This is a genomic window from Planctomycetota bacterium, assembly GCA_016872555.1.
Lineage (GTDB): Bacteria > Planctomycetota > Planctomycetia > Pirellulales > UBA1268 > F1-20-MAGs016.
In genome coordinates this window covers 44,132-58,241 of the sequence record VGZO01000027.1, presented here as the reverse complement: position 1 = coordinate 58,241, position 14,110 = coordinate 44,132, and the positions used below count along the sequence as shown (strand labels likewise).

Here is a 14,110-nt window from a genome sequence, read left to right as displayed (position 1 = left end):
GCGTTGGTGGCGCCTGTCCGGCGGATCGGCGCCCGGCCATCCTGGCCCGGGCGGGCTTTTTTTTGCGCCGGCCATCCGGGCCGGCGTTGGTGGCGCCTGTCCGGCGGATCGGCGCCCGGCCATCCTGGCCCGGGCGGGCTTTTTTTTGCGCCGGCCATCCGGGCCGGCGTTGGTGGCGCCTGTCCGGCGGATCGGCGCCCGGCCATCCTGCCGGGAGCCGGGTGCGGATCGTGTGAAGGCCGTCACTGGCACGGAAAAAACGCTACCAAAACGCATGGTTTCCATTTTCCAGAAAGTGGAAAGTATGCTGGTGTCATGCAACCTCATCTTCATCCCCAAGACATCGTCGTTGCCCTGAAACTTGCCCTGCACCCAGGGCTCACGATTCAAAAGCTTGCCGACTCGCTCGACCTCAGCCTGTCCGCGGTCCACCGCTGCGTGACCCGGGCCAAGGCGGCCGGCCTGCTCCGTGGCACCCGCCTCCCGGTCCGCCACGCGATCCTCGAGTTCGTGCTTCACGGCCTGCGGTATGCCTTTCCGGTCGTCCGCGGCAGCATGACGCGCGGCATGCCGACGGCCCATGCGGCACTGCCGCTTTCGGAACTGATCCACGCCGACCTCGATCCGATTCCCGTCTGGCCCGACGCCCAGGGGGAGGCCCGCGGCGCGGCGATCGAGCCGCTCTATCCGTCAGTGCCCGCGGCCGCAAGGAACGACCCGCAGCTCTACCAGTGCCTGGCCCTCATCGACGCCCTCCGCAGCGGCCGAGCCCGCGAGCGGAACCTCGCCACGGAACACCTCACGAGGCTGCTCGATGGCTGACCGGGTCTCCGACAACGTGGCCATGCTGATGCAGGTCGCGGATCGCCTCGGCCCGCTCCGGGAGCGGCTGGTGTTTCTCGGCGGCATCGTCACCGAGTTTTTCATCACCCAGCGAGGCGGCCCGGGGCCACGACAGACCAAGGACGTGGACGTGGTCATCGATGTCGTGAACCTCGGCGAATACTCCGAGATCCTTCGCGAGCAGCTCGTGGCCCTGGGACTCCGCGAGGACACCCGCGAAGGCGCTCCTGTCTGTCGCTGGATCCTCGACGACGGCATCGTGGACATCATGCCCACGGGGGGCGAGATCCTCGGCTTCTCGGCCGAGTGGTACCCCTTGGCCTACGAGACGGCGACGCCCTTCACGCTGCCCGACGGCACGGTCATCCGTCTCGTGACGCCCGCCTGCTTCGTCGCCACGAAGCTCGCGGCCTTCGGCAACCGCGGCCGCCGCAACCCGATGGCCAGCCACGATCTCGAGGACGTGATCGCCGTGATCGACGGGCGGCCGGAGATCATCGCCGACGTTGCCGCGGCCCCGGCCGAACTGCGGGCCGCGATCGCCGCGCGGCTCGAGGCGGTCTTGGCTCTGCCCGAGGCGGAGGACGTGATCGCCCCCAGCTTCTGCCCGACGCCAAGAGCCAGGATCGCCTCCCGCTCGTACTCGACCGCATTCGCGTCCTGATCGCCGCCGCCTGACCGCCCCCGCAGCCGGAGCAAGCAGTTCCGCCGGTCACGGAAGGAGTATCGCAGCGTCCCATAGGGCGACACGCCGCGAAGCATCGCCGCCGCGAGACAGCGACGGCGACGCCCCGGCAGGGAGACAGCCCCTGCCGGGGCACACGCCGACCTCACTCCCATCCGCAATCAAAAGGGGACAAAGGGTCAAAGCGACAAAGCTCGCAGGCAACCGTCAGCGGCCGTGCCGGCGTCGCTCCAGGAGCGCCAGTCCACACACGATCAACCCCGCCACCAGGCGCGCTCCCGCCGCGTCGATCTCCGGTACGCCGGCGGGGCCGCTGACCGGACTTGCGAGACGAAAACCGAGGTAATTGCCTTCAACAAACGTGGGGGGCATGCCACTGACGGAGGACGACATGCTATACGCGAAAGAGCCCCAGGAGCCGCCCCGCTGCCCACGAGACGAGCCAGGGGTGCCGTCAAGATCGTTCCACTGCGTCACATTGCCGCTCTGGTCAAATGTGCCGTAGAACGACGCGGAGTTTGGGAAGGCGTCCACGTTCGTAAGGTAGTTCTGGGCCGATGAGAATATCCCCGACTGCGTCACTGAATACCCTGCACCCGTGATGTAATTCGCCTGATTCGTCCCGCTGCCGATATTGTTGCCCGGAGCAGTGTCGCTCTGCGTAGCGTAGGTGTAGTAGCCCGGCGAGCCCGGCCCGCCCTTTACTGGCGAGTAATACGCCGCCTTGTACCACTCGTTCTCCGTAGGGATGTAGAACGTGGCACCGGCATTCTTCGCCGGGGCCACACCGCTCGTCTGGCCGCCCACGAGCGTGTACGCTCCTGTCTCCGTGCTCCCCGACCCTTGGCCGTTCTGCATCCAGTTGGCAAACGGGCCGCGTCGAACCACGAGACGTACGTGACCGGTCGGTTTCCGCTGAAGCCGCCGTTGTTGATCACGCTGTAGGTGTGCGACCCACTGTCTCCGCTTCGCTGTATCCCGGCAATGTTCAGGTCGGTGGCCATACTCGAGTTGTAGAGCGAGTAGGGGTCGCTCTTGGCAGCGGCGTTCAGAAAGTCCGTGTACTGCTGGATCGTCACGCCGTACTTGCCGATCTGGTACGAGTCGGCGACGGCACCATAGCCTGTCGTGTCATTGGCATTTCCCGGGTTCCCCACCGTCACCATGTCGATCGTGACGGCGCGGGCTGCTCCGGCCGAGAGCGCGACCAGCACGAGCGCGGCCAGAGTCTTGAAGCAAAACGCATTCATCAGTCATTCTCCTTTGAAGAGTGGTCAAAAACGAAGACGCAGCAGATTCAGGAAGGCGAAACCGGGCGCAGCCGCTGACCACGGCACGAGGCGGTATCGGAGGCTTGCACGCGGGTGTCAGGTGGTCAGGCGGACTTCGGGAGTAACGAGGTGCACAGGCACGCACCTCGTCACGACACTCCCCCGGCGGCAGACGCAATCACCGCGCAGGCTCTCCGCGGGATATTCACCCCGGGGAAAACCCAAGCACCACCGGCAGACACGAGGAGAAAAACTCCCCGCGAGAAAAACGCCGGTCAGATTGCCGTCGGCAGCCGATGGCCGTCGCGACGGGTGGGTGCTTGCAGGAGCGGATCCGTGGTTCTCGAGCAGTATCTACCAGCCTCTTGGCCGGTAGGAGGTCGCACTGTCAGGACTACGGCACCACGGCGGTAAATCTGACGCCGGCTTTTTCGGCCGGCCGATTTTTCCAGCATCCGCTTTACGCAAGCCATTTTCTGGACTGGGTTTGCGATCCCTAACAATCCTGGCCGCGTCGCGGCCAGCCAGCCAAGCAACGGCCCGATGGCTCCGCCCCGTCGCCTTCACCATCGCCACCATCCCGGCCCGGACCGCGTCGGGCAGTCGCTCCCAGCACTCGACGACAAGCGGCGGGTCGGTCCGTGTCATCCCCACGCGCCGACGCCCCCATGTCAACGTGTCGAACTGCACCTGCGGATCAAAAACCACGACTGGCATCAGCTCTGCCACCACACGCTGGGTCGGTTCGCCGTCAGCGGCATCGACGACGACATCGACGTCACTGGTCGAACGGGGAACGCCGTAGATACTCGTGGCAAAGGCTCCGGTGAGCATGTGCTCGACACCGGCCTGCTCACAGGCGCTGATCACCGCCGCGGCAAGCTGTTCGACGGTCATCGCGGTACCTACTCGCTGTCGGCAGATGCACCGTTCGGCGGCAACCCGCTTCGCGCTCGCACCGACCGAAGTCGCTCCAAGCGCCTGCGAATCTCCCGCCAGGCGGTTGCTGCATCCGCCGTTTCCAACTCGGCCATCACCCCTTCGTGCATGCGCCTGAGAACGCCGTTGGTGAGGGCGAATGCCTCTGCCAGCCGCTGATCCTCGGTCAGCCGCCGGGCTCGGGCGACACGCGTTTGCAGCAACTCATGCTGCAGCCGTGCCAGATCGGCAGAAGAGTTGTCAGACGCAGCCGGGGCAGGTCGCATGACCGAATCTTATGCGAAAGAGCTGCCGGATAAAGCAGCGACCCTTCTGGAGATCGCGAGTGCAGAGGGGGGTCGTCTGGCGCCCCGGGGTCTTCTATCCCTCAGCTCGCGAGCGTCCCGGCTGCCGCCGGACGTAACCTCTCGATGCGGCTTCGATGGCCAGTCGCAGCCGTTCGGGATCTTCCGCATCGCGGCCGATCAGGGCAGGAAGATCGCGATACAGCCTGAGTTGGCCCGCTTCCGTCACAGCCGAGCGAGGATCGCTTCACCCAGCGCACGGGTTCCCACGGCCGGGCCGCCGGCGGCGATGTCGGCCGTGCGGATACCGGAGGCGATCGCCCCCTCCACCGCGGCTTCGATCTGTCGCGCCTCGGCCTCCATGCCGAACGAGTGGCGGAGCATGAGCGCCGCCGACAAGACCTGCGCACAGGGATTGGCTTTGTCCTGCCCGGCGATGTCGGGGGCCGTCCCGCCGGCCGGCTCGTAGAGCCCGAACGGGAAGCTGTGGCGATTCGCTCCGATCCCCAGCGAGGCCGAGGCCAGCATCCCGAGCGACCCGCAGACGACGGCCATCTCGTCGGAAAGGATGTCGCCGAACATGTTCTCCGTGAGCAAGACATCGAATCGCGCGGGGCGCAAGACGAGCTGCATCGCGGCGTTGTCGACGTACATCGTCGTGAGGCTGACGTCGGGGGCGAGCGACCGCACTCTCTCGCCGACCACCTTCCGCCAGAGCACCGAGGTTTCGAGGACGTTCGCCTTGTCGACGAGCGTGAGGTGCTTCCGCCGCGCCCGCGCCGCGGCGATCGCCACGTCGGTGATCCGCTCGATTTCCGAGCGGCGGTAGACCATCGTGTCGATCGCCTCGACGTCGCCATCGGGGCTGCCGTCGGCAGGCACCGGCCGGGTCGATTTGGCACCGAAATAGAGTCCCCCGGTCAACTCCCGGATGCAGACCATGTCGATCCCGTCGGGAATGCGGTCGGGCCGCAGCGGCGAGGTATCGACGAGGGCCGGGAGGAGCCGCCCGGGGCGCACGTTCGCGAACAGCCGGAAGTGCCGGCGCAGCGGCAACAGCGCTGCCCGCTCGGGCTGCTCGGAAGGCGGGAGGCCCTCCCACTTCGGGCCCCCGACCGATCCGAAGAGGATCCCATCGGCCGCACGGCAGGCTTCGAGCGTCGGATCGGGAAGCGCCTTGCCGTGGCGGTCGATCCCCGTGCCGCCGACGTCGCAGACGACGTGGTCCAGGGTGTGGCCAGACCGGCGGAGCACGGTCTCGAGGATCGGCAGGGCGACATCCATGACCTCGGGGCCGATGTAGTCGCCGGGCAGGACCGCGATGGAAAGTTTCATGCTCGGAATCGTAGCAGGCCATGATGACGAGCCCCACAGGTCCACGAGGACTCCGGCTCGGGGCCTGCCCCCACGGTCAAGCGCGAGCCCGGTGACCGTCCTGAAATCGACTCCCACGGTCGCGTTGGAAGGATGTCGACACCCCTGGGCGACCGTTGTCGTTATCTTTCTTGTTGCGATCGTCACCACGCTTCTTCCGATCGTCGCCTCGTCTGTTCGCGGAGATCCCGATGCGCCATCGCCACGCGGCCCGATACTCGCAATTGCATCTGGCGCGGCGAGCCTGGCTCGCCGCCTTCGCCTCGTCGGTAGCGGTCGCCTGCGCCGCCGAGCCGGCACCGGTGGGCGAGCGCGTCGCGCGGGTGTTCGTCCTCGCGGGCCAGTCGAACATGGAGGGTCAGGCCGTCGTCGATCTCGACGGGCGCGACTACAACGACGGCAAGGGCACGCTCGCCACGCTGTTTCGCGAACTGCCGTTCGCCACGCGGTTCGCCCACCTCCGCGGCACCGACGGCTCGTGGACCACGCGCGACGACGTGTTCGTCTCCTACCAGCGCGAGAATCGGCCGCTCCTCGCCGGCCCGCTCGGCATGGGCTACGCCGTCTACGGCGGACGGCACCACTTCGGGCCCGAGTTGCAGTTCGGCCACGTCGTCGGCGACTTCTTCGCACGGCGCGGCGAACCGGTGGTGCTCGTCAAGACCGCGTGGGGGGGCAAGAGCCTGTTTGCCGACTTCCGCCCGCCGTCGGTCGGCCCGACCACCGACACCCGCGGCAGAGACGTGCCGGCGCCGGGGCCGTATTACACGCGGATGATCGCCGACGTGAAAGAGGCCGTCGCCGCCGTGCCCGCGCTCGTGCCGGGCGTGCGCCGCGGGGAACTGACGGGGTTCGTGTGGTGGCACGGGTGGAACGACGGCGTCGACCCGAAACTCGCGATCCCGGCCTATGAAGAGAACCTCGCCGCCCTCGTCCGCGACGTGCGCCGCGACCTCGCCGCACCGGGGCTTCCGGTGGTCGTCGGCGAGCTCACCGGGCCGTGGGTCGACGCACCGCCGGAATGGGAACGCCTCCGCGCGTCCCAGAAGGCCGTGACGCAGCGCGACGAGTTTCGTGGTACGACGCGGTTCGTGCCGACGCGCGACTTCGTCCGCGCCCCGGAGCAGTCGCCGAATCCTGGCCACGGACATCATGAGTTCGGCAACGCCGAGACCTATCTGCTCGTCGGCGACGCCCTCGGCCGGGGCATGGTCGAGCTGCTCGATACGCGGCCCCGCTGAGCCCCGCTGCCCGGGAGCGGCGGTCCCGGCATGTGGTAGGATCCCGTCTCTGTCGGCGGGGGACGACGGCGATGACCGACGTGATCGTGATCGGGGCCGGGATCGCGGGGCTCGCCGCGGCGCGGGCGCTGGTCTCGAAGGGGCTCCGGGTGGTGGTCGTAGAGGCCCGCGACCGGACCGGAGGACGGATCCACACCCGCGAGCGATTCGATGCCGGCGCCCACTGGATCCACGGCACCGAGGGCAATCCGCTCACCAATCTGGCCCGCAGCGAGGGCCTCGCCACCTACTTCGTCGGTGGTGATTCGACCTACACCGGCGGCTGGGACCGGATCGTGTTTCCCGGCCACGACGACGACGAGATGGACAGGAGCATCGTCGCCGCCGACATGCTCTTCGACGCGCTCGACGCGGCCCGAGGCACCGCCGACCGCTCGCTCGCCGAGGCCGTCGAAGCCGTGCTCCCCGCGCTGGCGCTCGACGAGCCCCGTGCCCGCCTCGCCCGCTGGCACCTCCAACTGCTCGTGCGCGAAGACTGCGCCACCGACGCCGACCGGCTCTCGGCACGCCACTGGGACGAGGGATTCGAGGTCTATGGTTACGGCGACAGCATCCTCCTCGACGGCTTCCAGGCGCTCACCGACCGGTTGGCAGTCGGCCTCGACATCCGCCTGGGCACGGTGGTGCGTCGGATCGAGTATGGGCACGGCGGTGTCCGCGTCATCACCGACGGTGGCGAGCTGCGGGCGCGGCGGGTGGTGGTGACACTGCCGCTGGGGGTGCTCAAGGCGGGCCGCGTGGCGTTCGATCCACCGCTCCCGGTGGCAAAACAGCACGCCATCGAGCGCCTCGGTGTCGGCACGCTCGCCAAGGTCGGAGTGACGTTCGAACGGGTCTTTTGGCCAGCGCAGGTGTATGTGTTCGGCCTTGCCGACGGGGCCGGCGACGGCGCGACGGTGGCCGTGAGCAAGGCGGCGATCGACGGCACGCCGGTGCTCGTGCTCCTCGCCGGCGGCGCGCTCGGCCGCCGCGTCGAGGCGCTCGACGATGCCGCGGCGCGCGACTGGGCGACAGAGCAACTGCGGCGCACGTTCGGCGCGGGGGTCCCCGAGCCGATCGCGGTCTGCCGCACCGGGTGGTCGCTCGACCCGTTCGCGCTGGGGTCGTATTCGTTCATCGCCGTCGGCTCGAGCCCCGCCGACCTTGCCGCGCTCGCCGAGCCGGTGGACGACCGGCTGTTCTTCGCCGGCGAGGCCACCAATCCGACGCAGTGGGCCGTGGCTCACGGGGCGTATGTTTCGGGCCTCCGCGAAGCCGCCCGGATCACCGGCGATGCGGCGCTGCTGCCGCCGCGCAACTTCACCGAGAACCGGCGCTGGCGCGCCCAGCTCGGCCGTGCGAGCCGGTTTTTCAACCTCCGCATCGCCGCCATCGATCCCGACGAGCTGGCCAGGCGAGCCCGGCTGCTGTCCGGGTGCGAGCCATTTGCCGATATCGCCCCGGCCGAGGTGCGCTTGCTTGCCACGATGCTCGAGCCACGTTCCCTCGCCGCCGGCGACTGGCTGTGCCGCGCGGGGGACGACGCGGCAGGCGTGTTTCTCGTCGCCGCCGGACAGCTCGACGTGTTCGTCGCCGATCACGCCGAGCGCGTCCGCACCCACGGGCCTGGTGATCTGACCGGCGAATACGGTCTGTTTGCCGGACGGCGTCGGACGGCATCGATCAGGGCACTGTCGGCCGCGACCGTCTACGAGCTCGACTACACGCGCTTCGAACGCTTCCTGCTCGCCTTTCCGCAGGCCAGCCTGGCGCTGCTGCGCCGAGCGGTGACGGCGTTTGCGTGAGCGGACGCGGACTGCGACGCATACGCACGTGTCTGCCATCGCCGCTCGGGACCGATACCCGCCGACACGGGCCTTCACCGCACGCTATCGACGTGTGATCGGCTCGGCCTCTGGTTCCGATGTGAACGAGGTACACTTGACCAACAGGTCGGCCTTCTCACCCAAGGCGATGCACCGTGCGTCTTTCACTGGCAGACCGGCAACTGATTCGGCAAACCGTGGCCGCTCGGGCGGGGCCAGCGGCGGAGATTCGACTGTTCGGCTCGCGCGTCCGAGATGACCGTCGAGGTGGAGACATCGATCTGCTGGTCGACCTGCCGGATGCGGTTGCGAATCGGCTGCACCTGGAGTGCGAGATTGCCGCCGCCCTGGAACGGGCTTTCGACGGACGGCGAGTCGATGTCGTGATCGCCGCCCCGAATGTTCCGCACCTTCCCATCCATGCCATCGCCAGAGCGACCGGCATTCCCCTCTGACGTGTGGCGACGAAGCCGAATGACAGGCACGCCCGACGATCCTGACCGCATCCGCCTCCGCCGCCTGCTCGCCACCGCGGCGGCCGAGGAGCGGAATCTGCGCGATACCGACAGGCGGCTTTTCACAGCGGCATCGGCGGCAGATGTCGCGGCGGCTGCCGCGAGCGACCCGGTGATCGCCGAACGGGTCGAAGCCTTCGTCGCCCGGTTCAGTCGCTTCCAGGACATTCTCGGCGACAAACTTCTGCCGCTCGTGCTGCGAATGAGTGGCGAGGAGCCACAACCGGTCATCGGCAACCTCGACCGCGCGGAACGGTTTGGTTGGTTGTCCTCGGCCGACGACTGGCTGCGCGTGCGGAAGCTCCGCAACCGGATGGTGCACGAGTACGTCGACCTCGCCGCGGACATGGTGGCCGCCCTGGCAGAGATTCACGGTGCCGTTGCCACTCTGTGTGAATTCCTGGCACACGTTCGCTCCTACGCCCACGCTCGTCTCCTGTGAGCCCCCTCGTCCTCGTCGCCCTGCTCCTCGTTGCCGCGCAGTGCGCGGGCGCCACCGAGCCGCCGGTTGCCGCGGCGACACACGGTGCCCCAGCGCGCCCGCAGGTGGCCGTGGGTTACACGGCCCACGCCACGGCGCTCGCCGGCGGCCGGCTCGCCAACGTCGCCACCAGCCGGGCGCTGCTCCTCCTTCCCGACCGCGAGCCGGTGGAGCTCGTGCCGCACCTGGCCGCCGAAGCCGACTCATGGACGCAGTTCGCCGGCTGGTTTCCCGACGGTGCGACGGCGATCGTCGTCCGCGGCTGGGAGTCGCGCGACAACGCCGCCTGGGAGGAAGAGCACGGGCAGTTCCGCTTCCGGCCGGGCGACTGGCTCGTCGACACGTGGCTGCTCGACATGGCCACCGGCCGGGCCGACAACGTCACCGCGGTCGAGCGCGTGAGCGATTACAACAGCGGCCTGTTTGCCTGGCCGGGTGATCCGACGCGGCTCGGGTTCACGGCGCTCGTCGACGGCGTCTCCAAGCCGTTTGCCATGGACCGCGACGGACGGAGGAAGACCGACCTGGCCCGCGAGTCGCGCGGGTTCGCCTACGGTTTTTCCGGATCGCCCGACGGCAGCCGCGCGGCCTGGCACGAAAACTACCAGGTGTGGCTCGCCGACGCCGATGGCGGCAACCGGCTCAGGATCGACACCGGCCGGCCCTTCAACTTCGCCCCGTCGTGGTCCCCCGACGGCCGCTGGCTGCTGTTCCTCGCCGGCACGCATCACGACTGCCATCCGCACGTCGTCCGCTCCGATGGCAGCGGCCTGCGAAAACTCGCCGACCGCGGCGGCTACCGCGGCGTGACACAATTTCTCGACGTGCCCGACTTCCATGACGGGTCGAGCGACGTGCCGACCTGGTCACACGACGGCCGCGCCGTGTTCTTCACCGCCAGGGTCGACGTCCCACGGGCGGCTGGCGACGCCCCGCCGCCCCCCGAGACCGTCGAGCTGTTTCAGGTCCACCTCGACGGCGATGCCGAACGCAGACGCCTGACGACGTCACCGCCGGGCACGACGCACTACCACCCGCGCCCTTCGCCCGACGGAGCCTGGCTGCTGTATGGCTCGCGGCGCGCCGTCGCCGGCGGCATGGCGCGCAATCTGTTTGCCCGGCGGCTCGCCGACGGCATCGAGGTCCAGCTCACCGCCGAGCCCCCGGGGCGCGCGGCGATGCACGGCCACTGGCAGCCGGTCGCCGTCCGCCCCGCGCCGGCGCTCGTTCCCGCGGCGGCCGCGCCGGCGAAGTGAGCGACGCACCGAGCCGACGGGCGGCTCACTCGAACCCGGCGGGCCCCGCACCGCCGGGCACGGCTCCGGAAGCGAGACAGACCATCAGCACCGCGATCAACCACATGGCCCGCGTCATCGGATAGCCCTCCCCTACGGCGGCGGCATGGCCCCGATCACGCGCACCGCGCGGAATCCTACGGCGTATTGCTGCAGGGGGGAAAACCGGTTTCAACACCAAGGGCGTGTCGTCGTTCCCGGCACGTCCGGTCACGACAGGCTGCGGGACGGTGCCGCCACCGGAGCCCCTGCGATATCCTGGGTTCCATGAGTTTCCCGACCCGCCGCCGCGTCCTCCGCCGGGCTGCAGCCGCCGCCGCAGGCCTGGTCGCCGCACCGGCCGGTGCCCGCGATCCCGGCGCCGCGACACCGCCCGTCGATGCCCGGGCACTCGTCGCCCTTCGCGAAGCCCTCGACGGGTCGCTCGTCGCACCCGACGACGAGGCCTACGCTCTCGCCCGGCGCGTCTTCTACACCAATCCCCGCACCGCCACGGCACCGCGCGCGATCGTTCGCTGCGCGACCGAGGACGACGTCGCCCGCGGGATCGGGTTCGCGCGGCGCCACCGGCTCGAGATCGCCGTCCGCGCCGGGGGCCACGCCCACCTCGCCTGGAGCAGTTCCGACGGCCTCGTCCTCGACCTTTCGCCGCTGAAGCGCGTCGTCGTCGATCACGAGCGCCGCGTCGCGCACGTCGGCGCCGGGGCGCTCGGCGGCGAGGTCGCCCGGGCCTGCGCGCCGTTCGGGCTCGTGCCCGTGCTCGGGCAGTGCCCGGGGGTGGGGGCGACCGGCGTCACGCTCGGCGGCGGGCTCGGCTGGCTGTCGGGGCTGTTCGGCGCCAGCTGCGACAACCTCGTCGCCGCCCGGATCGTGACCGCCGACGCGCGCCTGCTCGAGGTCGACGCCGACACCGCGCCCGATCTCCTCTGGGGTCTGCGCGGCGCCGGTGCGAATTTCGGCGTCGCCACGACGATCACGCTCCGTCTCCATCCGCTCGGCGACGTTCTCGGCGGCGACGTCCACTATTCGGCCGCCCATGCCCGGCAGGTCGTCGCCGGGTTCGGCGATCTGATGGCCGGATGCCCGGACGCCTTCCAGGCGACGCTCAACCTCACCCCGGGCCCGCGCGGCCTGTTCGTCAGCTTCTCCCACGCCGGCGACGCGCGCGAGGGGGAGCGGCTGCTCGAGGCGCTGCGCCGGCTGGCGCCGCCGACCCGCGAGGCGGTGCGCAGGCAGCCGTTCGCCGACCTCGCGGAGAAGGCGGCGGCCACCAATCCGGGGAACACGCCGGCGCCGGTCGCCCGGGCGATCGAGACGGTGTACCGCGAGCGGATCGACGACGACCTGATCGGGATCGTCGTCGACCGGCTCGCGCGGGCCGCCCCCGAGACGGTCCTCGGCCTCAGCCACTTCATGCACGGCGCCGTCTGCACTGTCGATCCCGCGGCGACGGCGTTCCCCCACCGCCAAGCGCACTCCGTCCATCTCCGCCTCGCCACCACCTGGACCGACCCCGCCGAGTCGGCCGCGCGGTTCGCGGAAGGAGAGGAATGGCTGCGGCTCCTGCGCCCCGCGCGCGACGAGCGGATTTATTCCAACTACCAGACGTATGCGGCGCCGGCCGGCGCCGCGGCGATCTACGGCGTCAACCACCCCCGACTCGCCGCGCTCAAGGCACGGCATGATCCGGACAATCTGTTCCGCCGCAATGCCAACGTGCCGCCTGCGAGCGGATGAGGCATGCAACCGGCGTTGACCGCCCCCGGGCCGCCGTCCACCGTCGACCGACTCCCGTACCCTCGTCCCCCTGGAGGATCGTCATGGAAGCCATCCGCCCCTTCGTCGCAGAGCTGTGCATCCTCGCCGCATTGCTCTCCGCCGCCGCCAACCCGGTCCGTGCCGCCGAGCCGGTGCGGATGGGCTGCGGGACGATGACGTTCGACACCGTGCCCGGCTGGGGGCTCGGCGACGACGGCAAGTCGGTCCTCGGCTCGACCCATGGCGGCGTCGCGATCGGCCGCGACGGCACGATCTGGACCAGTTCGAGCCTCGGCCTGTTCGGCTTCTCACCCGACGGGAAAGTCGTCCGCCGATTCCTCGGCGATGCCTACTCCAACGTCCATGACCTGAAAATCGAAGCGGACGGGGACCGCGACTTCCTCTACGGTGCGCGGAACGTTGCCGGCGAGGGGATCAAGGTCGATGCGGTCAGCGGCGAGGTCGTGCTCCGTCTCGGGATCCCGGCCGAGTCGGGGCTGGGCCTCACGAAGTGGGCGCCGACGGCGATCACCGTCGCCCCCGACGGGGCGATCTTTCTCGCCGACGGCTATGCCTCGAATCACGTGTTCAAGTTCGATCGGACCGGAAAATACCTCGCCCACTTCGGCGTCAAGGGGAACGGACTGAAGGAGTTCAACACCGCCCACGGGATGACGCTCGACCCGCGCTACGATCCGCCCCGGCTGTTGGTCTGCGACCGCAACCACGAGCCCAAGGGACGGCTGGTCCACTACGACCTCGACGGGAACTTCATCGAAGAGGTGGTGACGGGCCTGGGGATGCCGACATCGGCACGCGTCCAGGGAGACTACGTCGCCGTTCCCGATCTTCACGGCCGGCTGGTGATCCTCGACCGGAGCAACACGATCATGGCCGTACTCGGACACAATCCCGACCCCGCGACCCGTGCCAATTTCAACGTGCCCCGGGACCAGTGGCGCGAGGGAATTTTCAGCGGCACCCATGGCTCCGCATGGGACGCCGAGGGAAACCTGTACGTCCAGGACTGGAACGTGTCGGGGCGGATCATGAAGCTCGTGCGCATGAAGTAGCGCGTTGCGATCGACTCCATCACGCGTCGCCCTGCAATGGCCGGAGATCACGGGGATCACCGGCCATTGCGAGGCTCGACGACCGAGAGCGGTCACGACAGGCGGGCGAGGGCCCGGAGAGCGTCGATCGCCCGTTCGGCACTGCCGAACTGCTCCACCACCTTCTTGGCCGCGATCAGATCCTCGATGCTGATCGCCGACTTGGCGGCCGCACGGCCAGCCGCCGGCTTCGGCCCCGTCGCCCGGGCCTTTCGCGCCCGGCGCTTGAAGCCGGCCCGCTTCAGGACCATCGAGCACTGCGGCGAGGAAACCGTGATCCCCTGCTTCTTGAGCAAGTCGATGATCGCCTTCGGCGAGATCTTCTGCCCCTTCGCCTTGAGCTCGTTGGCGACGCGGCGGATCTCCTCGGACTTGTTGATGTCTTTCTTTTCAGCCATGGAATTCACGGGACTCCGGGGGATGTGACAGACTTCGAAACCAGCAGCT

At 69.1% G+C, this 14,110-nt stretch carries 12 protein-coding genes and 1 pseudogene; 9 read left to right on the top strand and 4 right to left on the bottom strand.

What is annotated here, in order from left to right; translation table 11 throughout:
• Window positions 1–315: 315 nt before the first annotated feature.
• Both FJ309_10640 and FJ309_10635 read left to right on the top strand, forming a co-directional pair.
• Entirely contained in the window at window positions 316–822 is a 507-nt protein-coding gene (locus tag FJ309_10640; GenBank protein ID MBM3955053.1) for a MarR family transcriptional regulator, read from the top strand.
• The gene (locus FJ309_10635; protein ID MBM3955052.1) at window positions 815–1,507 is read left to right on the top strand and encodes a hypothetical protein; all 693 of its coding nucleotides are present in this window, start codon (window positions 815–817) and stop codon (window positions 1,505–1,507) included. Before FJ309_10640 ends, FJ309_10635 begins: the two co-directional genes overlap by 8 nt.
• A gap of 228 nt (window positions 1,508–1,735) precedes the next feature.
• On the opposite strand, the pseudogene FJ309_10630 reads toward FJ309_10635, so the two are convergent.
• From FJ309_10630 to leuB, 3 genes and pseudogenes are all read right to left on the bottom strand, one after another.
• A pseudogene (locus FJ309_10630) lies at window positions 1,736–2,778 on the bottom strand (PEP-CTERM sorting domain-containing protein).
• Between the two features lie 375 nt (window positions 2,779–3,153).
• Window positions 3,154–3,696: a hypothetical protein gene (locus FJ309_10625; GenBank protein ID MBM3955051.1), complete on the bottom strand. Its 543-nt coding sequence runs from the start codon at window positions 3,694–3,696 to the stop codon at window positions 3,154–3,156.
• A 551-nt stretch (window positions 3,697–4,247) separates the two neighbouring features.
• Window positions 4,248–5,357 carry a 3-isopropylmalate dehydrogenase gene (gene leuB / locus FJ309_10620; protein MBM3955050.1) on the bottom strand — a complete coding sequence of 370 codons (1,110 nt, stop codon included), beginning with the start codon at window positions 5,355–5,357 and terminating at the stop codon, window positions 4,248–4,250.
• Between the two features lie 230 nt (window positions 5,358–5,587).
• Between leuB and FJ309_10615 the strand changes: the two genes are divergently transcribed.
• From FJ309_10615 to FJ309_10585, 7 genes are all read left to right on the top strand, one after another.
• A complete protein-coding gene (locus FJ309_10615) occupies window positions 5,588–6,637 on the top strand; it encodes a sialate O-acetylesterase (GenBank protein ID MBM3955049.1) in 1,050 nt (349 codons plus the stop codon).
• Window positions 6,638–6,708: 71 nt separating this feature from the next.
• On the top strand, window positions 6,709–8,481 hold the full coding sequence (locus FJ309_10610) for a cyclic nucleotide-binding domain-containing protein (GenBank protein MBM3955048.1): 1,773 nt from the start codon (window positions 6,709–6,711) through the stop codon (window positions 8,479–8,481).
• Window positions 8,482–8,699: 218 nt separating this feature from the next.
• On the top strand, window positions 8,700–8,957 hold the full coding sequence (locus FJ309_10605; GenBank protein ID MBM3955047.1) for a nucleotidyltransferase domain-containing protein: 258 nt from the start codon (window positions 8,700–8,702) through the stop codon (window positions 8,955–8,957).
• 19 nt (window positions 8,958–8,976) lie between these two features.
• Complete coding sequence (locus FJ309_10600; protein MBM3955046.1) at window positions 8,977–9,459, top strand: hypothetical protein; 483 nt, start codon at window positions 8,977–8,979, stop codon at window positions 9,457–9,459.
• Window positions 9,456–10,754: a hypothetical protein gene (locus tag FJ309_10595; protein ID MBM3955045.1), complete on the top strand. Its 1,299-nt coding sequence runs from the start codon at window positions 9,456–9,458 to the stop codon at window positions 10,752–10,754. Before FJ309_10600 ends, FJ309_10595 begins: the two co-directional genes overlap by 4 nt.
• Window positions 10,755–11,060: 306 nt before the next feature.
• On the top strand, window positions 11,061–12,530 hold the full coding sequence (locus FJ309_10590; GenBank protein MBM3955044.1) for an FAD-binding oxidoreductase: 1,470 nt from the start codon (window positions 11,061–11,063) through the stop codon (window positions 12,528–12,530).
• An 83-nt stretch (window positions 12,531–12,613) separates the two neighbouring features.
• Window positions 12,614–13,624: a 6-bladed beta-propeller gene (locus tag FJ309_10585; GenBank protein MBM3955043.1), complete on the top strand. Its 1,011-nt coding sequence runs from the start codon at window positions 12,614–12,616 to the stop codon at window positions 13,622–13,624.
• 92 nt (window positions 13,625–13,716) lie between these two features.
• On the opposite strand, the gene FJ309_10580 is transcribed toward FJ309_10585, so the two are convergent.
• On the bottom strand, window positions 13,717–14,061 hold the full coding sequence (locus FJ309_10580; protein ID MBM3955042.1) for a hypothetical protein: 345 nt from the start codon (window positions 14,059–14,061) through the stop codon (window positions 13,717–13,719).
• Between the last annotated feature and the right edge of the window lie 49 nt (window positions 14,062–14,110).